The organism is Rhodococcus sp. YH3-3 (assembly GCF_001653035.1).
In the GTDB taxonomy this organism is placed as follows: domain Bacteria; phylum Actinomycetota; class Actinomycetes; order Mycobacteriales; family Mycobacteriaceae; genus Rhodococcus_F; species Rhodococcus_F qingshengii.
In genome coordinates this window covers 1,296,905-1,318,733 of record NZ_BCWH01000002.1, presented here as the reverse complement: position 1 = coordinate 1,318,733, position 21,829 = coordinate 1,296,905, and the positions used below count along the sequence as shown (strand labels likewise).

The 21,829-nt window shown below is 62.3% G+C and carries 22 protein-coding genes; 14 read left to right on the top strand and 8 right to left on the bottom strand.

All coding sequences use genetic code 11. From position 1 onward, the window contains the following. The first annotated feature begins 14 nt into the window (after window positions 1-14). Complete coding sequence (locus YH3_RS19045; protein ID WP_064444227.1) at window positions 15-1,043, top strand: NAD(P)/FAD-dependent oxidoreductase; 1,029 nt, start codon at window positions 15-17, stop codon at window positions 1,041-1,043. A 9-nt stretch (window positions 1,044-1,052) separates the two neighbouring features. On the opposite strand, the gene YH3_RS19040 is transcribed toward YH3_RS19045, so the two are convergent. From YH3_RS19040 to ctaD, 3 genes are read right to left on the bottom strand one after another with little or no spacing between them, the layout of a single operon-like run. Further along, window positions 1,053-1,472: a DUF5313 family protein gene (locus YH3_RS19040; RefSeq protein WP_042451127.1), complete on the bottom strand. Its 420-nt coding sequence runs from the start codon at window positions 1,470-1,472 to the stop codon at window positions 1,053-1,055. Between the two features lie 55 nt (window positions 1,473-1,527). After that, entirely contained in the window at window positions 1,528-2,001 is a 474-nt protein-coding gene (locus tag YH3_RS19035; protein WP_003939892.1) for a MarR family winged helix-turn-helix transcriptional regulator, read from the bottom strand. A 45-nt stretch (window positions 2,002-2,046) separates the two neighbouring features. Further along, window positions 2,047-3,801 (bottom strand): cytochrome c oxidase subunit I, encoded by a 1,755-nt coding sequence (gene ctaD, locus YH3_RS19030; RefSeq protein ID WP_046379038.1) that lies wholly within the window; start codon window positions 3,799-3,801, stop codon window positions 2,047-2,049. 202 nt (window positions 3,802-4,003) lie between these two features. Here ctaD and YH3_RS19025 point away from each other — a divergent pair, with 202 nt between their 5' ends. After that, window positions 4,004-5,155 carry an NADH:flavin oxidoreductase gene (locus YH3_RS19025; RefSeq protein WP_064443863.1) on the top strand — a complete coding sequence of 384 codons (1,152 nt, stop codon included), beginning with the start codon at window positions 4,004-4,006 and terminating at the stop codon, window positions 5,153-5,155. Between the two features lie 64 nt (window positions 5,156-5,219). Here the strand turns inward: YH3_RS19025 and YH3_RS19020 are convergent, their stop codons facing one another. Further along, window positions 5,220-6,068 (bottom strand): aldo/keto reductase, encoded by an 849-nt coding sequence (locus tag YH3_RS19020; protein WP_037128502.1) that lies wholly within the window; start codon window positions 6,066-6,068, stop codon window positions 5,220-5,222. A 130-nt stretch (window positions 6,069-6,198) separates the two neighbouring features. Here YH3_RS19020 and YH3_RS19015 point away from each other — a divergent pair, with 130 nt between their 5' ends. The 3 genes from YH3_RS19015 to YH3_RS19005 all read left to right on the top strand — a co-directional run bounded on the left by YH3_RS19015 (window position 6,199) and on the right by YH3_RS19005 (window position 9,478). Then, window positions 6,199-6,795, top strand: coding sequence for a class I SAM-dependent methyltransferase (locus tag YH3_RS19015; RefSeq protein ID WP_054188857.1), 597 nt, complete (start codon window positions 6,199-6,201; stop codon window positions 6,793-6,795). A gap of 66 nt (window positions 6,796-6,861) precedes the next feature. Then, window positions 6,862-8,493, top strand: a complete 1,632-nt coding sequence (locus tag YH3_RS19010) for an ABC-F family ATP-binding cassette domain-containing protein (protein WP_030535395.1) — start codon at window positions 6,862-6,864, stop codon at window positions 8,491-8,493. A gap of 145 nt (window positions 8,494-8,638) precedes the next feature. Continuing rightward, window positions 8,639-9,478 (top strand): aldo/keto reductase, encoded by an 840-nt coding sequence (locus tag YH3_RS19005; RefSeq protein WP_058037842.1) that lies wholly within the window; start codon window positions 8,639-8,641, stop codon window positions 9,476-9,478. Between the two features lie 12 nt (window positions 9,479-9,490). Here the strand turns inward: YH3_RS19005 and YH3_RS19000 are convergent, their stop codons facing one another. From YH3_RS19000 to YH3_RS18990, 3 genes are all read right to left on the bottom strand, one after another. Further along, the gene (locus YH3_RS19000; RefSeq protein ID WP_007733408.1) at window positions 9,491-10,066 is read right to left on the bottom strand and encodes a TetR/AcrR family transcriptional regulator; all 576 of its coding nucleotides are present in this window, start codon (window positions 10,064-10,066) and stop codon (window positions 9,491-9,493) included. Beyond that, window positions 10,067-10,480, bottom strand: a complete 414-nt coding sequence (locus YH3_RS18995; protein WP_064443862.1) for a VOC family protein — start codon at window positions 10,478-10,480, stop codon at window positions 10,067-10,069. It lies immediately after the preceding gene. Window positions 10,481-10,554: 74 nt separating this feature from the next. Then, complete coding sequence (locus YH3_RS18990) at window positions 10,555-10,971, bottom strand: hypothetical protein (RefSeq protein ID WP_230691721.1); 417 nt, start codon at window positions 10,969-10,971, stop codon at window positions 10,555-10,557. A gap of 109 nt (window positions 10,972-11,080) precedes the next feature. Between YH3_RS18990 and YH3_RS18985 the strand changes: the two genes are divergently transcribed. The 6 genes from YH3_RS18985 (at window position 11,081) to YH3_RS18960 (ending at window position 16,691) form a co-directional block, all read left to right on the top strand. Continuing rightward, a complete protein-coding gene (locus YH3_RS18985) occupies window positions 11,081-11,404 on the top strand; it encodes a helix-turn-helix transcriptional regulator (RefSeq protein WP_003940147.1) in 324 nt (107 codons plus the stop codon). Beyond that, window positions 11,397-11,942 (top strand): hypothetical protein, encoded by a 546-nt coding sequence (locus YH3_RS18980; protein ID WP_003939943.1) that lies wholly within the window; start codon window positions 11,397-11,399, stop codon window positions 11,940-11,942. The genes YH3_RS18985 and YH3_RS18980 overlap by 8 nt, the downstream gene beginning before the upstream one ends. Before the next feature lie 43 nt (window positions 11,943-11,985). Next, window positions 11,986-12,882: an ABC transporter ATP-binding protein gene (locus tag YH3_RS18975; protein ID WP_003939757.1), complete on the top strand. Its 897-nt coding sequence runs from the start codon at window positions 11,986-11,988 to the stop codon at window positions 12,880-12,882. Beyond that, window positions 12,879-14,072, top strand: coding sequence for an ABC transporter permease (locus YH3_RS18970; protein ID WP_007733417.1), 1,194 nt, complete (start codon window positions 12,879-12,881; stop codon window positions 14,070-14,072). The genes YH3_RS18975 and YH3_RS18970 overlap by 4 nt, the downstream gene beginning before the upstream one ends. A 94-nt stretch (window positions 14,073-14,166) precedes the next feature. Beyond that, window positions 14,167-15,654: a carboxyl transferase domain-containing protein gene (locus YH3_RS18965; protein WP_064443861.1), complete on the top strand. Its 1,488-nt coding sequence runs from the start codon at window positions 14,167-14,169 to the stop codon at window positions 15,652-15,654. Further along, window positions 15,651-16,691, top strand: a complete 1,041-nt coding sequence (locus tag YH3_RS18960; protein ID WP_047270909.1) for a hypothetical protein — start codon at window positions 15,651-15,653, stop codon at window positions 16,689-16,691. The genes YH3_RS18965 and YH3_RS18960 overlap by 4 nt, the downstream gene beginning before the upstream one ends. Window positions 16,692-16,711: 20 nt before the next feature. Here YH3_RS18960 and YH3_RS18955 read toward each other — a convergent pair whose 3' ends face one another. After that, a complete protein-coding gene (locus YH3_RS18955) occupies window positions 16,712-17,983 on the bottom strand; it encodes an MFS transporter (RefSeq protein ID WP_064443860.1) in 1,272 nt (423 codons plus the stop codon). Window positions 17,984-18,161: 178 nt separating this feature from the next. Between YH3_RS18955 and YH3_RS18950 the strand changes: the two genes are divergently transcribed. From YH3_RS18950 to YH3_RS18940, 3 genes are all read left to right on the top strand, one after another. Then, entirely contained in the window at window positions 18,162-20,078 is a 1,917-nt protein-coding gene (locus YH3_RS18950; RefSeq protein ID WP_064443859.1) for a propionyl-CoA synthetase, read from the top strand. A gap of 92 nt (window positions 20,079-20,170) precedes the next feature. Then, window positions 20,171-21,016, top strand: coding sequence for a mycofactocin-coupled SDR family oxidoreductase (locus tag YH3_RS18945; RefSeq protein WP_020970454.1), 846 nt, complete (start codon window positions 20,171-20,173; stop codon window positions 21,014-21,016). A gap of 301 nt (window positions 21,017-21,317) precedes the next feature. Further along, on the top strand, window positions 21,318-21,827 hold the full coding sequence (locus YH3_RS18940; RefSeq protein WP_228232225.1) for a hypothetical protein: 510 nt from the start codon (window positions 21,318-21,320) through the stop codon (window positions 21,825-21,827). Window positions 21,828-21,829 lie beyond the last annotated feature (2 nt).

Genomic DNA, 21,829 nt, shown 5'->3' with positions numbered 1-21,829 from the left:
TCCGCGAGCAATCTGTGCTCATGCGAACACACACTGAAACTGAGATCCTCGACGCCGTGATCGTCGGCGGTGGCGCCGCCGGACTCAGCGCAGCCCTGGTGTTGGGTCGTGCTCGGCGCTCGGTCGCCGTCATCGATTCCGGCAAACCGCGCAACGCACCGGCAGCACACATGCACGGCTTCCTCTCGCGCGACGGCATGGCGCCACGTGAGTTGCTCGCCGTCGGACGCAGCGAATTGCAGACGTACGGAGTGGAATTGACACAAGATGACGTAGTCGACATCTCCTGGCGCGGTATCGAACCCGGCTTTGTCGTCGAACTTTCAGGAGGCACGACGCTCGAAACTCGTACTGTGCTGGTTGCCACCGGTCTACGGGATTCACTCCCGGAAATACAAGGCATCCAGGAGCTTTGGGGACAAAGCGTGCTCCATTGCCCGTACTGCCATGCGTACGAGATCAGCGACCAACCGATCGGCGTTCTCGGCGGCGACGCTCGCGAGATGTCACTTCACCAGGCGTTTCTACTCCGACAGTGGTCGTCGGATGTGACGTTATTCCCCGACAAGATCTCGCTCACCCCCGACGAACGCGCGCGACTGGCTGCCCGAGGAGTGACGGTTGCCGACGGATCGGTATCTGGATTGATCGGTGAGAGAGGCGAACTGAGGGCCGTCGAACTCGACAACGGCCAGTTGGTCCCTCGCTCAGCATTGTTCGTTGCGCCACGTTTCAATCCGAACGACACACATCTGACGCGACTCGGGTGCAAAACCGGCCCTACGGGATTCGCGGTTGTCGACCCTTCCGGCGCCACCAGCGTTCCGGGCGTCTGGGGCGCCGGCAACGTCGTCGACCCTCGCGCCCAGGTAATCAATGCTGCGGCGGCAGGTTCGACCGCGGCAATCGCGATCAACGGATATCTGGTCGAGCAAGACGTCGAATCGGCTCTTCGTTCGACCGAGCCGGAAGGGGGCTTCTCGGCGACCGTGGAGCAACGCGTCTGCGAGTTGAACGGCGGCAGCGCCCTCCACGGCATGTGACCGAGGTGTCTACGTCGCGGGGCCGCCGTGCAACTTCTCGTAGGCGGCCTTCTCGGCGTCGTGGCGCGAGATCTTCTTCGGGTTCTCGAGGTCGGAAGGCAAACCGTGACGCTCGAGGCGACGCGACCTGTTCTGAGCCATGTAGGAGACCGAATAGAACAGTGCCAGAAGCACTCCGAGCAGCACCATCGATGCCCGCAGGGCCCACGGTCCGGGGAAGAGCATGAAGGCCGCGAACACTGGAATGAACGGCACCATGCTTCGGATCAGGTGACGCGGCACGGCCCAGTCACCGATCAGGTCGTTTCGTACCCAGTCCTGCATCGAATCGGGCAGCTTGCGCCCCACTGAATAACCCAACCACTGAAGAGGATTCGGGCTCGTACGTTGCTTTTTGGAAGTCACGGAAGTCACCTGTTCGGTACGCATCGACGGTACTGACGCAGTCATCACGTTTCTTTCGGATGCAGTCATCACATTTCTCTCATTGGTCCAAGGCTCCGGCGCGGAGCGCGGCCTCGTTGACCCGCGTCAGAACATTGTGGAGTTCTTCGAGTTCGGCGAGGCTGACGCCGAGCTTCGCGACAACCGCCGGCGGGATCTTCTCCGCCTCCGCGCGCAGTGCCACACCGGCTTCGGTGAGGTCCACGTCCAGTTGCCGTTCGTCGGCGCGGCTACGGGTTCGCGTGATCAGCCCGGACGCCTCGAGTCGCTTGAGGAGCGGCGACAGCGTCGGCGAATCGAGTTGCAGTGCCTGCCCGATTTCCTTGACCGCCATCGGCGACTTTCCCCACAGTGCCAGCATCACCAGGTACTGGGGATGCGTGAGGCCCATCGGCTCGAGCAGTGGCCGGTAGACGGACAGCACCGCCCGGTTCGCGACCGCAAGTGCAAAGCACACCTGCCGGTCGAGAGCCAGCGGATCATCCATCTGCGTCTGCGGAGCCTTCGTCGTCATGAATCCGATGTTATCAGATTAATTAGTGCAGCAACTATTATTGCACTAATCAATCTGGCGACGATCGTCACTCTTCTCCAACGTCGACGTGGGTTGCCCGGTGAGACCCACGTGCGCTTCCGCCCTCATTCGCTCCACCATGTGCGGGTAGTGCAGCTCGAACGCCGGACGCTCACTGCGGATGCGCGGTAACTCGGTGAAGTTGTGACGCGGCGGCGGGCAGGTGGTTGCCCACTCCAGCGAGTTTCCGTAACCCCACGGATCGTCGACGGTGACAACTTCGCCGTAGCGGTAGCTCTTGAAAACGTTCCAGATGAACGGAAGCGTCGAGGCACCGAGCACGAAGGCAAAGATCGTGGACACCGAGTTCAGCACCGTGAACCCGTCCGAGGGCAGGTAGTCGGCATAGCGACGCGGCATCCCCTCGCCGCCGAGCCAGTGCTGAACGAGGAACGTGCCGTGGAAACCGACGAACGTGGTCCAGAAGTGCCACTTGCCGAGACGCTCGTCCATCATGCGACCGGTCATCTTCGGGAACCAGAAGTAGATACCGGCGTACGTGGCGAACACGACCGTACCGAAGACCACGTAATGGAAGTGGGCGACGACAAAATACGTGTCGGTGACATGGAAGTCGATCGGCGGGCTCGCGAGAATGACACCCGACAGACCACCGAATAGGAAGGTGATCAAGAAGCCGACCGAGAACAGCATCGGCGACTCGAAGGTCAACTGCCCCTTCCACATCGTGCCGATCCAGTTGAAGATCTTCACACCTGTCGGCACGGCGATCAGGAACGTCATGAACGAGAAGTACGGCAGGAGAACAGCACCCGTCGCGTACATGTGGTGAGCCCACACCGCGATCGACAGAGCTGAAATCGCCAGTGTCGCATAGACCAATCCGGTGTACCCGAAGATCGGCTTACGGCTGAAGACCGGGAAGATCTCCGAGACGATGCCGAAGAACGGCAGCGCGATGATGTACACCTCGGGGTGACCGAAGAACCAGAACAGGTGCTGCCACAACAGAACTCCACCCGACGCAGGGTCGAAGATGTGTCCACCGAGGTGACGGTCGACGAACAGACCCATGAACGCAGCGGTCAGCAACGGGAACGCCATCAAGATCAGAATGCTGGTGATGAAGATGTTCCACGTGAAGATGGACATCCGAAACATCGTCATACCTGGTGCGCGCAGGCAGATCACGGTGGTGATCATGTTGACCGCACCGAGAATGGTGCCGAGGCCACCGACCGTCAGACCGAAGACCCACAGGTCGGCGCCGACGCCGGGACTGTGCACCGCACCCGACAACGGGGTATACGCGGTCCAACCGAAGTCGGCAGCGCCGCCCGGCGTAAGGAATCCGCCGAGAACGATGAGACCACCAAAAGTGAAGAGCCAGAACCCGAATGCGTTCAGACGCGGGAACGCCACGTCCGGGGCACCGATCTGCAGCGGAAGTATGTAGTTCGCGAAGCCGAAAACGACGGGCGTCGCGTACAGCAGCAACATGATCGTGCCGTGCATGGTGAACAACTGGTTGAACTGCTCGTTCGAGAGGAACTGCATCCCGGGGACAGCCAGTTCCGCACGCATGAACAGGGCCATCAGGCCGCCGATCAGGAAGAACACGAAAGCCGTGATCATGTACATGATCCCGATCTTCTTGTGATCGGTGGTCTTGATCATGTCGAACATCCACGACCCCTTGGGATCACGGCGCTTCGGGTACGGCCGCTCCGGAATCGGCTCCAACTCTCCGGTCCGCTCGTCCGGCACCGTTGTCGTCATGCTCGCGCGTCCTCTTTCGTGCTCGATACCGCCTCAAGAACTTTCCGCACGACCATATCGCATGTTAATAGTTAATGCACAAACTAAGTGTGGTCGACGTGAGCATCTATCGAAAACCGAACGTACGCAACCTTTTGCAGATTTCGGTGAGATAAAGTCAGGCGGCGGAATAGGTCGAGGGTCCGCCGCGTTGAACAAACCCGTGACTCTTCCCGACACATCGACAGCACCCGAGGCCTCCGCGTTGCGCGGCCTCTTCGAGCCTTTCGAGGTCAAATCACTCTCGTTGCGTAACCGTTTCGCCATGGCCCCGATGACGCGCGCCTTCTCGCCGGACGGAATCCCCGGCGCCGACGTAGCCGAGTACTACCGTCGTCGCGCAGCAGGTGGTGTCGGCTTGATCATCACCGAAGGCACGTACATCCCGGACCCGGCAGCCGGCCCGCACACCCGCGTACCGCGCATCTACGGCGATTCGAGCCTGGGTGGCTGGAAGTCGGTTGTCGACGCCGTCCACGCCGAAGGCGGATCGATCATTCCTCAGCTGTGGCACCTCGGAGTCGAACGCGGCGAGAACTCGCGCCTGAACCCCGAGGTCGAAACCGTCAGCCCCTCCGGCCTGGCACTGGACGGCACCCGCCTGGGACGAGAATTCACCACCTCTGACCTCGACGACTTGAAGCAGTCGTGGGTCGACGCCGCACTCAACGCGAAGAACACCGGCTTCGACGGTCTCGAGTTGCACGGAGCACATGGCTACCTGCTCGACGAATTTCTCTGGGCGGGAACCAATGTCCGAACCGACGGATACGGCGGATCACTCGAGGCCCGCACCCGTTTCCCGGCCGAGGTCGTCGCCGCAATCCGAGAGGCCGTCGGGGACGAGTTCGCGATCGTCTACCGATTCTCGCAGTGGAAGTCCGGCCATTACGACGCTCGTATCGCCCAGAGCCCGGCAGAACTCGGCCGCATCCTCACTCCCCTGGTCGACGCCGGCGTCGACGTTCTGCATCCGTCCACGAGGCGTCATTGGGAACCGGCATTCACTGAACTCGACGGTGAAGACGGCACACTCGGCCTCGCCGGTTGGACGAAGAAGCTGACCGGGTTGCCGACCATCACCGTCGGTTCGGTCGGACTCGATTCCGTGTTCACGACGGCATTCACCGGCGACGCTGCATCTGCCGTCACCGGGCTGGAGCGTCTCGAAGCTCAGTACGAGAGGGGTGAATTCGACATGGTTGCCATCGGGCGCGCGCTGCTCGCCGATCCCGAGTGGGTCGAGAAGCTCCGCACCGGACGCGCGGACGAGCACATCGCATTCACCGCAGAACATCGCACGCACCTGAACTGACCTCGCACGACAAAACGGCACTCCCGCAATTGCGGGAGTGCCGTTTGTGGGTCTGCCGGAAGTACTAGCTGCCGAGCGTGACCGGGTCGGGGCCGATGCGGCCGGCCGGGTCGTCGAGAGCACCGATCGCGTTGATCTGTTCCGGTGTCAGTTCGAATCCGAAGACATCGAAGTTGGCGGCGATACGTTCGGGGGTCACCGACTTCGGAATCACCACGTTTCCGATCTGCAGGTGCCAGCGAATGATCACCTGAGCCGCGGTGACGCCATGAGCGTCGGCGATAGCGGTGATGACGGGGTCGCCGAGAACGGTTCCCTGTCCGAGCGGGCTCCACGCTTCCGTCGCGATTCCCTTGCCGGTGTGAAAGGCGCGCAGTTCTGCCTGGTTGAACTTGGGGTGAAGCTCGATCTGATTGAGGACCGGCACCTCACCGGTTTCGCCGATGACGCGCTCGAGGTTCTCGATGGTGAAGTTGGAGACGCCGATGGATCGAACCCGTCCGTCGGCCTTGAGCTTCTGGAATGCCTTGAACGTCTCGACGTACAGGTCCTTGGACGGAACCGGCCAGTGGATCAGGTACAGGTCGAGGTACTCGAGACCCAACTTGTCGAGGCTGGCGTCGAATGCCGCAAGCGTCGAGTCGTAGCCCTGATCGTCGTTCCACAGTTTTGTCGTGATGTAAAGGTCTTCGCGGGCGATGCCGGATTCGGCGATCGCGCGGCCGACGCCCACCTCGTTGCCGTAGATCTTGGCGGTGTCGATACTGCGGTAGCCGGTCTTCAGGGCTGTGGAGACGGCCTCCTGCGTCTCGTCGTCCGGAACCTGGAACACACCGAATCCGAGTGCGGGGATCGTCTTACCGTCGTTCAGAACAATGGTCGGTACAGAGGTCACATCGTTGGTCTCGGTCATATATGGATCCAACGCGCGAGGGCCGGGAGGCATTCCCCGCCGAACCTCCGGGCAGTGCCCTTGTACCGCCCGAAATGCCGGTCTACCTTGGAAGACAAGTATTGGAATCGCCTCGAGAAAAGAGAGAGCGATGAATCTTTCATATCGTCTCGCCTACAAGGTCGGCGTCACTCCGTGGGAGCACACCGGGCACGGGTTCGACGCTCAACTGTCCGGCCTTCTGGATGCGATTCCCGTCCCGGAAGGTGGCCGTGCACTCGATATCGGTTGCGGCACCGGACGCCATTCCATCGAGCTGGCGCAACGCGGGTGGCACGTCACCGGCGTCGACGCCGAACAGGAACCGCTGGACAAAGCGCGCATACACGCGCGTGAAGCACACGTCGACGTCCGGTTCCTCCACGAGGACGCGGCAGACCTGCACATCGCTGTCGACGGCGGGCACCTGCTGGTGCTCGACATCGGCTGTTTTCACGGGCTCACCGATCATCAACGGCGGGACTACGGGAGATCCGTAAATGCGATCACCGCACCGGGAGCGTCCATGGTGATGTTCGCATTCGGACCGGGGCACCGTTGGCCGATGCCACACGGCGTCTCGGAGGAGGACGTCATGCGTGCATTCGACGGTTGGTCGATGGCCTCGAGCATGGCCGCGGACGTGAGTGAATCGCCACTTCCGGTCCGTGCGGCACATCCGTGCTGGTATCACCTGGTCCGTGGCTGACTGCTGTGCGCCTTTATTAACCGCCCGCGGTTAATAAAGGCGCACAGCACCGGGGATACTTCTCAGGTGACTGCAACACTGCGCATCAGCGGCCTCTCTGCTTCCCGGGGAGAACGCACCCTGTTCTCCGACCTCGACCTCACCGTTGCCCCCGGCGACGTCATCGGCCTCGTCGGCGCGAACGGCGCCGGCAAGTCGACGCTTCTCACCGCACTGGCCGGAATCGGAACTGCCGACGTCGAAGGTTCGATCATCCTCAGCCCGCCGGATGCTGCGGTCGGTTACCTCGCGCAGGAACCCGATCGCATCGAGGGTGAGACCGTCCTCGAGTTCCTCGGCCGCCGCACCGGCGTCGCCCACGCCGAGGAAGTCATGAACGCCGCAGCCGAAACCCTGGCCGAAGCCGAAGAGGATCTGTACTCCCCGGCACTGGAACGCTGGCTCGCTCTCGGCGGCGCCGACCTGCTCGAGCGCGCCGAGAAGGTGGTCGAAGAACTCGGTCTCGGAGTTCCACTCGATGCACATATGACGGCATTGTCCGGCGGTCAGGCCGCGCGCGCCGGCCTCGCGTCACTGTTGCTTTCGCGCTACGACATTCTCTTGTTGGACGAGCCCACCAACGATCTCGACCTACGCGGTCTCGAGCAGTTGGAGCGATTTGTCGCCGAGACGCGCGCAGCACTGGTTGTCGTGAGCCACGATCGCGAGTTCCTCTCGCGCACCGTCACCGGAATCGTGGAACTCGATCTGGCACAACAGGACATCGCCGTGTACGACGGCGGCTACGAGTCGTACCTCGCCGAACGCGAGATCGCCCGCCAGCACGCACGCGAGGCGTTCGAGGAATACGCAGGCACCCGCTCCGATCTCGAAGATCGCGCACAGATGCAGCGCAACTGGATGGAACACGGCGTCCGCAACGCGCGTCGTAAAGCCAAGGACAACGACAAGATCGGACGCGGATTGCGGACCGAGTCGACGGAGAAGCAAGCCGCGAAGGCCCGCCAGACTCAACGCCGCATCGAGCGACTCGAAGTCGTCGAGGAACCGCGCAAGGAGTGGGAACTTCGCATGGAGATCGCGGCGGCGCCGCGGTCCGGTTCCGTTGTCGCAACCACGAACGGCGCCAAGGTAACTCGCGGTCAGTTCACGTTCGGTCCGGTCACGACGCAGATCGACTGGGGCGATCGGATTCTCGTCACGGGCGCGAACGGGGCAGGCAAGACCACCCTCCTGAACGTCCTGCTCGGCAAACTCGTCCCGGACGAGGGCATCGCGTCGCTGGGTTCCGGTGTCGCGATCGGTGAGATCGATCAGGCGCGTGGATTGTTCGAAGGTGATCAACCAGTCGTGGAGGCCTTCGGTGCGCAGGTTCCGGACTGGCCCGATGCCGATGTCCGCACTCTCCTCGCCAAGTTCGGCCTGCGCGGACACCACGTACTCAGATCTGCCGCTTCCCTGTCCCCCGGCGAGAGAACAAGGGCTGCACTTGCTTTGCTCCAGGCTCGCGGCGTGAACCTACTGGTACTGGACGAGCCGACGAACCATCTCGACCTTCCGGCGATCGAACAGCTCGAGCAGGCAATGGAGTCGTTCGAGGGAACCCTCCTTCTGGTCACTCACGATCGACGCATGCTGCAGTCCACCCGAAGCACGCGCCGGTGGCGAATGGAGAACGGACAGCTCTTCGAGGAGTAGCCGATCGACTCTGCTTGCGCAGACAACCCGCGTGTGCAACTATTTATCAGGCGCACGCAATAGTTGCATGCGCGGCATAGGTGGCCCGCGGATGACATGATCCCCCGTCGAGCTGCCACATCCCAGTCCCGAAAGGCACTCTTCAATGTTGTCGATCCCCGACCGCACACTGACTCACGGAACCACCGGCGAGCCGATCACCATCCCGCAACTCGGGTACGGCGTTTTCCAGGTACCGGACGCACAGACCGAAGAGGTCACTGCCGCAGCTCTCGAGATCGGCTACCGCCACATCGACACGGCCGCGATCTACGGAAATGAAGCCGGGGTCGGCCGCGCCATCGCAGGTTCGGATATCCCTAGGTCAGAGCTGTTCGTCACCACCAAGCTGTGGAATGACGATCAGGGCCACGACCGAACACTCGCCGCTTTCGACACCAGCCTCGACAAGCTCGGACTCGACTACGTCGACCTCTATCTGATTCACTGGCCCGCGCCGGCAAAGGGCCTGTTCGTCGAGACCTGGGCGGCATTCGAGCAAATTCTCGCCTCCGGCCGCACCCGGGCGATCGGTGTGTCCAACTTCCTGCCCGAGCATCTCGAACTGCTGGCCGAGCACAGCTCGATCACCCCGGCCGTCAACCAGATCGAATTGCACCCCAGACTGCAACAGCACGCGTCACGGGAGTACGCGCGAAGTCGCGGCATCGAAATCGAGGCTTGGAGCCCATTGGGACAGGGAACCATCCTGGACGACCCGGCCATCGGGAAAATTGCTGCAGCACACGGCAAGAGCCCGGCACAGATCATTCTGCGTTGGCATCTCGAACAGGGCCACACCGTTCTGTCGAAGTCGGTCACGCCTGCCCGCATGCGCGACAACGCCGCAATCTTCGACTTCGCACTCGATGCCGACGAGTCAGCTGCAATCGCAGCGCTGAACACCGACAGCCGTGTCGGACCCGATCCAGTCGAATTGAACTGAATCGAAACGGCTTCAAGAATTTTCGTGGGGAGTCAACGTCAGCAGCACAGAATCGACGGACTGCTCGGCCAGGAGCGCGTCCAGCGGTAAGTGACGGAACAACGCTCGGTAATAGATCGGCGACGCCAGCGCGTCCAGGACGAAGTCCAGGTCGAAGTCGCTCCGTATGTCGCCGCGTAGGCGCGCCGATTCCAGCACTGCCGCAGTGGAATCGCGTCGAGGCTGAAAGAATGCCGACTGGAAATCCCGCGCCAATTCCGGGTCCGCCGCCAGATCCGCGACCAACGCGGGCAGGATCCGACCGACTACCGTTTCGCTCAGCCCCACAACCAATGTCGTGATGCCGGCGACCAGGTCTGCCCTGAGATCGCCGGTGTCCGGCGTTGGATCAGTGCCGATGTGCGCCACGACAACGTCGACCACCAGATGCCGCTTCGACGGCCATCTCCGGTAGATGGCGGGTCGATGCACGCCCGCTCTCGTCGCCACCGAACCGATCGACAGCTCCGCATATCCGTTCTCCCCCAACAACTCCAGGGTTGCCGCCAGAACGGCGTCGTCGATCCGCTCGTCGCGGGCGCGCACCATCTACAGCACCGGCCGCGGCATGAGCACCAGACGCCAGCCGTCGGGATCTTCGAAAGTCATCCCCGCATTCTCCTCCCAGTACGGATTCTCGGCGCCAACGGGTTCGTGCCCTGCTTCCCCCAACCTCTGAACTACCTCGTACATCGCCGACTCGCCGGCGAAGTAGAGCACCAACAGGTTGTCCTGCGTCGGCGCCGGGCACGGGCTTCCGTCTTCGTGGGTCGTGAATTCGAGGTGATAGTTCGAATCCGGCAGACCCAGCATGATTCCGTCGTACCCGGCATGACCGGAGAACCGGTAGAGCTCTGGCAATCCCAGACAGTCGCGATAGAACGTAATCACGTCGTCGAGCCTGTCGGTGGGTCGCGCTACGCGCACTTGCACTACTGCGAGGTCGTTCGGCCAAGCTATCATTCCAAAACAGTACAGTACGTACCGTAATGTTTCGAGAAGATGGCTGCCAGCCTCCCGACGGCAGCTCGCTGCAACTACAAGCGATCATTCTCCGGAAACGCCGCCTTGGGCATGAACTTCGGCCTGGCGAACAGCACAGACAGTTTAGTGGGCTGCGACTCCACCGGGCGATCGGACCGGTACAGCAACGCCTGCTGCGGGGTACTCAACCATTCACTGGCGAAGATCTCACCGAGGCGCGAAACCGGCACGTGCGACCCGTCCTCGAGTCGAACGGTGACGTCCGCCCCGATGTCCGACTGGCCGTACACGACCCACCACGATTCGCCTTCCACATCCCCCGGAGTGTGCTGCCCGATACCGATGACTGCACCCTTCTCCATCGGATCGCGCCAGACCGCGTCGCGCCCTTGCGGTCCCACGCAGTAGCTACCATCCTCGCGCACCTGCACGACCAGGCCGGACTTTTCGAGCACCAACTGTTCGACCACTATGCCAAGCCCCTTCCGTTGCCCGAACCTTATCCGCCGGCACGCCCCAGAAGCCGAACAATCGCGGTTCGTGTTGACAAACTGTTGGGTTTTTACAACACTTTGATGCATGAGCCCAGTCCGGCGGGGAGACGCGCTCCCCATCTTCAATCGCATCGGAGTGCTTCGCGCCGAGCGGAAGATGAGCCGGGCACAGCTTGCGCAACTCGTCGACGTGAATCCGCAGACGGTGGGGGCACTCGAACGCGGTGACCACTACCCCAGCCTGGATCTTGCATTCCGAATCTGCTGGGTGTTCGACCTCCCGGTGGAGGCGGTGTTCTCCCGGACGGAGTTCGGGCCGCTGTCGACGGAGGTCTACCGGAATGCACCGTCGACGGAGGTCTACCGATCTGACCGCACTACCGAGGGGAGTGAAAAGCCAAGTGCCTGAATCAAATCTGATCGACCGCTACCAGGCCCACCGCACTCGGCGGTTCCTGCAGAACGAGGAGACGTTCCGACATTGGCTCCCGAATTGGCGAACCCGTCGACGTCGGCGCGTACTCGTCGTCGCCCTGGCGGTCCTGTTCACCACGATGGTTGCCGTCAGCACAGCATGCCTGTTCAATCCGCTCTTCGCCGTGGCATGGCCGGTCCTCACCCTGCTGTTCCTGCCGACGTGGTCCTCACTTCAAATCGTGTCGGGCCGGCAAGGGGATGCTCCGCGGCAGGCGTTGGACGAATGGGAGATCCAGCAACGCAACGACGCTCGCTCCGTCGGGCTCAGCGTGACCCAAACGTTGGTCTTCATTGTCGCCATTTTCCTCATTTTCACCTCGTCGGTGCAGTGGAATGTAGAGAGGCTGCCTTACACGGGAGGTTTATTGGCACTGACTGCAATGCTGATCGGCGCGTGCACGCCCGCGATGATTCTCTCGTGGACCAATCCAGACCCGGATCCGATTGATTCGGAAGAGTTCGATCTCTGACCCGTATTACCGAAGCGCACCACTCGACCGATGGGAAGGACCCATGTCAGCCACCCTCACGATCGACGGCATCTCGAAACGCTACGGCGACGTCGTCGCACTCGACAACCTGAGTTTCGAAGTGCGTCCAGGCGAGATCTTCGGATTCGTCGGCAGCAACGGCGCCGGCAAGACGACCACGATGCGCATTGCGCTGGGTGTGCTCGGAGCAGATTCGGGAGAAGTTCGCCTCGGCGGCAAACCCGTCGACCTCGACGTGCGTCGCACTATCGGATACATGCCGGAGGAACGCGGCCTCTACCCCAAGATGAAGGTGGGAGCGCAACTTTCCTATCTGGCCGAGCTACACGGACTCTCGAAGGCCGACGCGCACGCGGCCACTGAGCGGTGGACCGAACGTCTGGGCATCGCCGAACGCGTCAAGGACACCGTCGATTCCCTGTCCCTCGGTAATCAGCAACGTGTGCAGCTCGCGGCGGCGCTGGTTCACGACCCATCGGTACTTGTTCTGGACGAACCGTTTTCGGGCCTTGACCCCGTAGCGGTCGATGTCATGAGTGACGTGTTGGTCGAGAAGGCTCGCACCGGTGTTCCCGTAATCTTCTCCAGCCATCAGCTGGATCTGGTGGAGCGCTTGTGCGATCGCGTGGGCATCATCAGCCGCGGCAGCATGCGAGAGATCGGAACCGTCGACGAGCTACGAGGCAAGGGTGACGGCCGAATCGAAGTCTTCGCCCCTGACGCGCCGGTCGGTTGGGCACACCATCTGATCGGTGTCACCACACTGAGCCACCTCGACGGCCGAACGCTCCTGAGCGTCGACGGCACGGCCGACGATCAGCAGATCCTGCACGCAGCATTGAAAACCGGACCGGTGCACGAGTTCACGCTACGACGTCCGTCACTGACCGATCTGTTCCGAGAGGTAGTAGCCGCATGAGCAACCAGTTGAGCGGAGGTCGAGCCATCGGGTTGGTCGCCCGACGCGAATTCATGACGCAGATCTCGAAGAAGAGTTTTGTGATCAGCAACGTCATCATTCTGGTCGCGATCATCGGCGGCATCATCGCCTTCTCGCTCTTCTCCGGCGGCGACGAGGACAAGTCGAAGATCGGCTTGGTCGGCAACCAATCACTCAGTGCCACGATGGTGTCCATCGGCGACACCCTCGGAAATCCGGTGACGGTAACGGAGGTTTCCGACGACGGCACCGCGCGTGATCAAGTCAAGGACGGCGACCTCGACGTGGCCGTGATCGCTGGATCGGGCGGCGGCGTCACTGTCGTGACCAAGAAGGAAGTAGCCACGAATCTGCGGGCCGTCATCGAGAGTTCCGTTGCACAGCAGGCACAATCGAATGCGCTTTCCGCTGCGGGGATCGACCCGGCTCAGCTCGCCGAAGCCACGTCCACCGCAGTGGTCACCATCGATGCCATCGATCCCCCGGATCCCGAACAGGGCCAACGTATAGCGATGTCGATCGCTGCTGTGGTGCTCCTGTACATGCAGATCCTGCTGTTCGGAACGTACGTGGCGATGGGCGTCGTCGAGGAGAAGTCCAGCCGTGTCGTCGAGTTGCTGCTCTCCACTCTCCGTCCACTGCAGTTGTTGTGGGGCAAGGTTCTCGGAATCGGTGCTGTCGGCTTGATGCAGATGGCCGCTTACGCTGTCGCGGGCGTCGCCACCGGACTGGCGACGGGCGTCCTGACCGTGACGGGCACCGCAATCGGCGTTCTGTTCGGCACACTGGGGTGGTTCATTCTGGGCTTCCTCTTCTTCGCCGTGCTGTACGCCGCGGCCGGGTCCATGGTCTCGCGACAGGAGGACGTCAACGCCACCGCGATGCCTCTCGCGCTGCTCGTCATGGCAATGGTCAGCGTGGCTTTCGTTTCGGTGAGCAATCCAGAAGGAACCCTGAGCAACGTGTTGAGTTGGATTCCGCCGTTCTCGGCAATCCTCATGCCCCTGCGCATTTCCGCCGGTGTTGCTTCTCCGTTCCAGATCGTGGGAACGATTCTGCTGATGCTGGTCGTGACTGCTGCGCTGTCGATGATCGCGGCAAAGATCTACCAGCGCTCCATCCTTCGCATCGGCAAGGTCGTTTCGTGGAAAGAGGCGTTCGGACGCTGATTTATCCGGCGCACAACTGACGCCACACGATCACGGCAGCACCCCGCCCAGGTAGGTTCATCCTGGACGGGGTGCTGCTTACTTGGAGGACGTTGTGCGAATCTCGGCCGAAGAACTACTCACTGCGGTACTCGATCCCGAGAGCTTCGTCTCCTGGGACTCCCCGCCCGTCGACGTCGGACCTGGCGCGAAATACGCGGAAGACCTGGCGAAGGCCCGCGAGAAGAGCGGAGTTGACGAGTCCGTCGTCACCGGTGTCGGTACCGTTCGGGGACGTCGGGTCGCGGTAATTGCCTGTGAATTCAGCTTTCTCGCCGGTTCCATCGGAGTCGCTGCGGCCGAGCGGATCGTGACCGCCGTCGAACGTGCTACGGCAGAACAACTCCCGCTGCTGGCCTCGCCAACCTCCGGCGGAACGCGGATGCAGGAGGGCACCGTGGCGTTCGTTCAGATGGTGAAGATCGCTGCGGCAGTGGCTGTTCACAAAGCGGCACACCTGCCCTACCTGGTTTACCTGCGCAATCCCACCACCGGCGGGGTCTTTGCCTCGTGGGGATCCCTCGGCCACATCACCGTCGCGGAACCCGGTGCTCTGGTGGGATTCCTCGGACCCCGTGTCTACGAATCCCTGTACGGCGAAAAGTTTCCCGACGGTATCCAGACGTCCGAAAACTTGTATCGCAACGGCGTTATCGACGGCGTCGTCCCCGTCGACCGCCTCCGTCTGCTGGTCAACCGAGCGTTGTGCGTGCTCACCGATCCCCCGTCCCCGGCGGCCACGGACCCGATTCCCTCACCCGAGATTCCCGATGTTCCCGCCTGGCAGTCGGTGATGCTCTCGCGCCGGGCCGATCGACCCGGCATCCGGCAGTTGCTCCGCCATGCCGCAACTGAACAGGTACCGCTCAGCGGCACCGGGCAGGGTGAAACCGACAAGACGATCTTGCTCTCGCTCGCCCGCTTCCGGGGCTTTCCGTGCATCCTGCTCGGCCAGGACCGCAGTGGCCAATCCGCGCTCACCACGATGGGACCGGCCGCGCTCAGGGAAGCGCGACGGGGCATGAAACTTGCCGAAGAACTACAACTCCCGCTTGTCCTAGTGATCGACACATTGGGCGCGTCGCTGTCCAAAGAAGCTGAAGAACGTGGACTGGCCCCTGAGATCGCCCGTTGCATCGCCGACCTCGTGACGCTGAAGACCCCGACAGTGTCGGTGTTGCTCGGCCAGGGAACAGGCGGTGGGGCTCTCGCGCTGCTGCCCGCCGATCGGGTACTCGCGGCACAGAACGGGTGGCTCGCTCCCCTGCCACCGGAAGGCGCAAGCGCGATCGTCCATCGCGACATCAGTCACGCACCGGAGATGGCGGCAGCGCAGGGCATTCGTTCGTTGGATCTGCTTCGAGACGGCGTGGTCGACGCGATCATTCCCGAAACGCCTGACGCGGCCGATGAACCCGTGGAATTCTCCAAGAGGGTAGGGGCTGCGATAGCGCACGAACTCTTCGTGCTCGCCGAAGAGTCGGACACCGATCGCCAGTCCTCCCGTATCGCGCGCTATCGAAACCTGGGAGTTCCGCAATGACGACGAAGGACCGGAATGCGCTGACGCTGCCGCACAGTTACGACCGCGCGGCACTCGCTCGTTTCGAATTGTTCCTGTTCGCGGGCATCGCCACCGTGCTGATCACCCGCGCTTATCTGGCGGCAACGGGCTATCCCCAGATCGGGGGCGGCGCCCTCCACATCGCACACGTTCTCTGGGGCGGATTGCTGATGGCCGTCGCCATCGTGGCGACCGCCATCACCGAAGGTTCTCGCACGCGTGACCTGGCCACGCTCGTCGGCGGAATCGGGTTCGGTCTCTTCATTGACGAGGTCGGAAAATTCGTCACCGCCGACGTCGATTACTTCTACCAGCCTGCCATCGCGATCATGTACGTCGTCTTCGTTCTCTTCTATCTTGCCGCGCGCGAGGTGGTGATTCGGCGCGGAATGAATGATCGTCATCGGCTCGCCATCGGGGCGCGAGCGCTCTCGGACCTCGCTCTCGGTCAGCTCGACGAGATCCAGTACAACCACGCCCTCCGCGTACTCGACGGCGTCGAAGACCGCAGCCTCACCGACCTCGTCGATTCGATCAAGGCCGGCCTGCATTCACAGACTCCGCCGACCGGCGGTATCGAATCGAAGATCACTCGTGGCCGCAACGCGTTCTTCCACCGTGCTGAGGAACTGCTCCGGCACCGGGTCGTCCGCCGACTGGTTCTGACCCTGTTCGTACTGCAGGCTCTTCTGGCGATTGTCCAGGTGATCTACGCGTTGGTTTCCGAGAACGTCGTCGAGGCCGACGACGTCTCCGACCTGGTGGTCCAGATCTCCACCGTCACAACCGGAGTTCTTGTGGTTCTGGGAGTGTGGTTCCTCTTCCGAGGTCCGTACCTGCGAGCATTAAGGCTCCTGCGTGCATCCCTCATCGTGAGCCTCCTGGTGACGCAGGTTTATCTGTTCACGCAGGACCAGTTCGGCGCGCTTTTCGGTTTCGCAGTGTCACTGTTCATGCTCGCGACACTTCGCATCGCGATTCGAAGCGAAGAGGCCGCCGCGGCTCTACCGCAGTAATCCCCTACCGCAGCGATTCTCTACCGCACTGAGATCGCCGGCCGACTCGGTAGATCGCGGATTCCGCGGAGGGGGCTGAAGAGCAAGACCAATCCGCACGGCGCGATCAGGCAGGCCATGATCCACATCGTCCCGCGCGGTCCCACTGCGTCGCCGAGGTAGCCTGCCGTCAGAGCACCGAGCGGAATGCTGCTGTGCAGCAGGAACATACTCGTTGCCACCACTCGTCCGAGGCGGTCCGGCGGACAGTAACTTTGACGGAAACTGCCGAGCACCACGTTGCACGACACGACGCCCGCAACCATCACCATGCCGCCGATGCAGAACCAGAACAGGCCGGCACCGTACGTCGTCAGAGGTGCTAACAGGATGAACGGTCCCGTCACCAACTGACAGATGAGAACGCTTCGGGCAGTGCCGAATCTGCGGCCGAGCGGGCGCGCGATCATCGATCCGACAATTCCGCCCACCCCGGCAATCGCCAGGAGAAGCCCGAGTCCGAACTCCCCCACGCCAACCGTCTTTTCCAGGAACACGATCTGGATCGTGGAGTACCCGGTGAGACCGAAATTGAGCAGAGTGCCGTAGACGACGATCGACCGCAGATACGGATCACCGGCGACGAATCGCAGTCCGAGCGCAATCTGCCGTCGCAACGGTTCTCGCTGATTCTGTCCGCGATGGACGGTCTCCTGCACACGAATCAGCCAGATGCATACGAAGCAGAAGGCGAACGTGAACGCGTCGACAACCAGACCGGCCGCGAGCCCGACAGTTGCAACCACCAGCCCACCGACGCTTGGGCCGATCACCCGAGTTGCGGCCTCGGCGCCCTGAATCTTCGAGTTCCCTTCGACAAGATCCGCTTCGGCGAGCACCGTGGGGAGATACGAGTGATAGGCCGCCTGGAAGAAGACGGTGGCTGTACCGGTGAGCAGCGCGACCAGGAGCAGGTGGCCGTATGTCATCGCCTCCAGGAAGCCGGCGATCGCGAGGCTCGCGAAGAACAGCGCGCACGCAGCGTTCGCGATCATCATGATCGGGCGCCGAGGCAGCCGGTCGATCCAGGCACCGGCTGGTAGTCCGACGATCAACCACGGCAACCACACTGCTGATGCCAGCACACCGATCTGGAAGCTACTCGCGTCCAGTTCGCGAAGCGCGATCAGCGGCAGTACGACGGTCGTGACACCGTTTCCGATACCGCTGACTGCGTCGCCGGTCCACAGAAGTCGGAAGTCACGCAGAGCGAGGACTCCCCAGAAGCCTGCGCGTTGCGCTGCACCTGTCACATCGATCCCCCCTTTCAGTCCCTGCCCTATCCCACCCCTGCGCGCCACTGGCCGACGGGACAGGCCCGCCCGGCGCAAAGGGACGGTACCCCCACCGCTACTGAGGCGCACCGCACTGACGGTGACCTAAGGTGTTTCAGGTCACCGGTAAGCGAAGTTCACGAGAGGACACACGTCGATGAGCTCTTCCGAGCAGGCGTCCCACACCACGTATGCCGACGCATATCGCGAGAGCATGGATCAGCCGGAGAAGTTCTGGCTCGACGCTGCGCGGGCCGTCGACTGGGATGTCGCGCCCACCAAGGCTCTCGACGACTCTGCCGCGCCGATCTATCGCTGGTTCCCGGATGCTTCGCTCAACACCAGCTTCAATGCCCTCGATCGGCACGTCCGCGACGGCCGCGGCGATCAGACCGCGTTGATCTTCGACTCCGCGATGGTCCCCACCAAGGCCACGTACACCTACGCCGAATTGCTCGAGCAGGTCTCACTCTTCGCCGGCGTCTTGAAAGATCAGGGTGTGGTGGCGGGCGACCGCGTGATCATCTACATGCCGATGATCCCCGAGGCTGCGATCGCGATGCTCGCGTGTTCGCGAATCGGCGCGGTGCATTCGGTGGTGTTCGGCGGCTTTGCGGCCAAGGAGCTCGCAACCCGTATCGACGACGCCGGTCCAGTGGTGCTCGTGACGGCGTCCGGCGGCCTCGAACCCGGACGAACAATCGAGTACCTGCCGATGGTCGAGAAGGCTCTGCAACTGTCCGCCACTCCCGCGCACACCGTGATCGTGAAGAATCGCGAGCAGATTCCCGGTGCAGCTTCCGACTACAAGTCAAGTGCCGCAGCCTGGTTCGACTGGGACGAGCTGATCGCCGACGCCACCCCGGCCGACCCGGTGTCGGTCGCCGCGACGGATCCGCTCTACATTCTCTACACCTCGGGAACGACCGGTAAGCCCAAGGGCGTCGTCCGGGACAACGGTGGCCATGCCGTTGCGCTGACGTGGACCATGAAGAATCTGTACGACATCAGCCCAGGACAGGTGTGGTGGACCGCCTCCGACGTCGGCTGGGTGGTCGGCCACTCCTACATCGTCTACGGACCGTTGCTCGCCGGAGCCACGACGGTCATGTACGAAGGCAAGCCCGTCGGCACCCCCGACGCCGGTGCGTTCTGGCGCATCATTTCCGAATACAACGTGTCGGCACTCTTCACCGCTCCGACAGCGATCCGCGCGGTCCGCAAGGCCGACCCGGACGCAAAAGAGCTTGCCAAGTACGACATCTCGTCGCTCGACACACTGTTCGCGGCCGGCGAGCGCTTGGATCCCGACACCTACGAGTGGGCTACTCGGATTCTCGATCGCCCGGTGGTCGATCACTGGTGGCAGACCGAAACCGGTTGGGCCATCTGCGCGAACCTGCGCGGCCTCGAACCGATGGAGATCAAAGCAGGCTCACCCACCGTCGCCTGCCCCGGATACCGCGTCGAAATCGTCGACGGCAAGGGCGAACTCGTGGGTCCGGGCACCGAGGGCAACATCGTGATCGGCCTGCCGCTTCCTCCCGGAACACTCGCCGGACTGTGGCGTGACGAGGACCGGTACGTGAAGTCCTACCTGTCGACTTTCGAAGGCTATTACCTCACCGGCGACTCCGGGTACATCGACGAGGACAACTACGTCTTCGTGCTCGGACGAAGTGACGACGTGATCAATGTTGCCGGACATCGCCTTTCGACCGGAAGCATGGAGGCCGTCGTCGCCGGCCACCCGGCTGTCGCCGAATGCGCGGTCATCGGCATTCACGACGAACTCAAGGGGCAACGGCCGAGCGGTTATGTCGTGCTCAAGTCCGGCGTCGACATCGATCCCGAAACACTCCGACAAGAACTGGTCGCGCGGGTGCGAGACCAGATCGGTGCCGTCGCCACGTTCCGGGACGTCACCGTCGTCGCCGCACTACCGAAGACTCGTTCCGGCAAGATCCTCCGCAAGACCATGCGGCAGATCGCCGACAACGAGGAGTACACGGTCCCGTCGACCATCGAGGACGCGAGCGTATTGGACGAGTTGTCCAAACTCCTTCGCGGATAAGGATTCAGCGAATTCCCCTGTCCCTCTGCCTCCGGACGTAGCAGTATGAACACGTTCCAGTTTCGGCGATTCACACGGACAGGGGAAGTTCGATGGGCAATTTGGACGGTCAGGTCGCATTCATCACCGGAGCGGCGCGTGGTCAAGGGCGCGCGCATGCCGTCAAGCTCGCGTCCGAGGGCGCGGACATCATCGCGGTGGATCTCTGCGCGCCGGTCGCAACGGCGGGGTACGACATGGCCACCGAAGCCGACCTCGCCCAGACCGTCGCCCTGGTCGAAGCTCAGGGCCGGCGTATCGTCGCATCCGTCGCGGACACTCGCGACCTCGATGCCCTGAAATCAGCGGTCGACGCCGGAGTCGAGAAACTCGGCCGACTGGACATCGTGATCGCCAACGCGGGAATCGCGGCGTCGGCGAAATTGTCCTGGGACCTGAGCGCCGAAGAGTTCCGCGAGCTGATGGACATCAACGTCACCGGCGTCTGGTTGACGACCAAGGTGTCGATTCCGCACATCATGAACGGCAATCGAGGTGGATCCATTGTGTTGATCAGCTCGATGGCCGGGCTTCGAGGCGTGCCGGGGATTGCACATTACTCCGCGTCCAAGCACGCCGTTCGGGGGTTGGCGAAGTCTCTGGCCAACGAACTCGGCTGGGCAGACATCCGAGTCAACTCCGTACACCCGGGCAATGTGCGAACGACGATGATCGACAACGAACCGATGGTTCGTGCGTTCCGTCCAGACTTGGAGAATCCTGTCCTCGCCGATACCGCTCCGATCATGTCGAAGCTGAATCTGCTGCCCCACCCGTGGGTCGACCCCGAAGTGATTGCGGATGCGGTGTTCTATCTGGTGGGGCCGGCCGGGCGCGGGATCACCGGCATCGCGTTGCCGATCGATCTCGGCACCTCGGAAAAATTCGCCGGCGGCTGAAGGCCCGAACTGATGCAGAATTGCCTCTGCCGGATGGGTCTCGAGCACCATCCGGCAGAGGCAATTCCGGCTTGATCAAGCCTTCGTAGCAACAGAACAAGTAGTCGACAACCTCATAGGCGCTCCTCGTCTGGTGTGGGAAAAACCGTTGTGGGATGCGCAACAAACCCAAGACCCAGCGTAGAAGCATTTGGCCGCAAACGCGCGTCATTCGGCACTATTTTTTTGGATTCGGGCATACTGGGCAACGCTCCCACCACGTATTATTGACCCGAGTTCACACTTACAGGGGGTAGGCACAGTGACGGTCAAATACGCCGTAATGGACCCGATTCACGGAAAAGTCGAGATCTCGTTCGATGTCGACACGGGGGTCGTCGACGTCCGAAACGGCAACTCACACGCTCTGTTGACGCGTCGAGTCGATGCCCCGCGCCGTGAAGGCACACCCATCGGAACGCGCGCCGCCGCCGACTTGTTCTTCACTGTCGGTGGCGACGAAGTCGAACTCACTGTCGGCAAAGGGTTTCTGTCCCGTCGCTCGTACTCTGTCTCGGCACTCGTCTACGGCGTGAGTTTGAACTTCGCCCCAGTCGACGACGCGAACAGTGCATTCACCCGCGACGGATTGCGGATCGGGCACTTCTCCAAGAACGAGGAATCCGATCCCAGACAGACCGACGCAGTCTGGTCGAGTACGCCGAGCACCGACGAACTTGTCATCGGTTACGCCCTGGCCGAAGCCTTCGATTGCGGAGCACTCAACGGTGCTTTTGCGTTGATCGAATCACTGGTGCTCGGCGGCGGATAGAG

Excerpts from the sequence above, each read along its gene's own strand:
- YH3_RS19040 (WP_042451127.1), bottom strand. The coding sequence starts at position 1,472 with ATGCGTACCGAACAGGTGACTTCCGTGACTTCCAAAAAGCAACGTACG.
- YH3_RS19035 (WP_003939892.1), bottom strand. The coding sequence starts at position 2,001 with ATGACGACGAAGGCTCCGCAGACGCAGATGGATGATCCGCTGGCTCTC.
- ctaD (WP_046379038.1), bottom strand. The coding sequence starts at position 3,801 with ATGACGACAACGGTGCCGGACGAGCGGACCGGAGAGTTGGAGCCGATT.
- YH3_RS19020 (WP_037128502.1), bottom strand. The coding sequence starts at position 6,068 with ATGACCGAGACCAACGATGTGACCTCTGTACCGACCATTGTTCTGAAC.
- YH3_RS19015 (WP_054188857.1), top strand. The coding sequence starts at position 6,199 with ATGAATCTTTCATATCGTCTCGCCTACAAGGTCGGCGTCACTCCGTGG.
- YH3_RS19005 (WP_058037842.1), top strand. The coding sequence starts at position 8,639 with ATGTTGTCGATCCCCGACCGCACACTGACTCACGGAACCACCGGCGAG.
- YH3_RS19000 (WP_007733408.1), bottom strand. The coding sequence starts at position 10,066 with ATGGTGCGCGCCCGCGACGAGCGGATCGACGACGCCGTTCTGGCGGCA.
- YH3_RS18995 (WP_064443862.1), bottom strand. The coding sequence starts at position 10,480 with ATGATAGCTTGGCCGAACGACCTCGCAGTAGTGCAAGTGCGCGTAGCG.
- YH3_RS18985 (WP_003940147.1), top strand. The coding sequence starts at position 11,081 with ATGAGCCCAGTCCGGCGGGGAGACGCGCTCCCCATCTTCAATCGCATC.
- YH3_RS18975 (WP_003939757.1), top strand. The coding sequence starts at position 11,986 with ATGTCAGCCACCCTCACGATCGACGGCATCTCGAAACGCTACGGCGAC.
- YH3_RS18970 (WP_007733417.1), top strand. The coding sequence starts at position 12,879 with ATGAGCAACCAGTTGAGCGGAGGTCGAGCCATCGGGTTGGTCGCCCGA.
- YH3_RS18960 (WP_047270909.1), top strand. The coding sequence starts at position 15,651 with ATGACGACGAAGGACCGGAATGCGCTGACGCTGCCGCACAGTTACGAC.
- YH3_RS18950 (WP_064443859.1), top strand. The coding sequence starts at position 18,162 with ATGAGCTCTTCCGAGCAGGCGTCCCACACCACGTATGCCGACGCATAT.
- YH3_RS18945 (WP_020970454.1), top strand. The coding sequence starts at position 20,171 with ATGGGCAATTTGGACGGTCAGGTCGCATTCATCACCGGAGCGGCGCGT.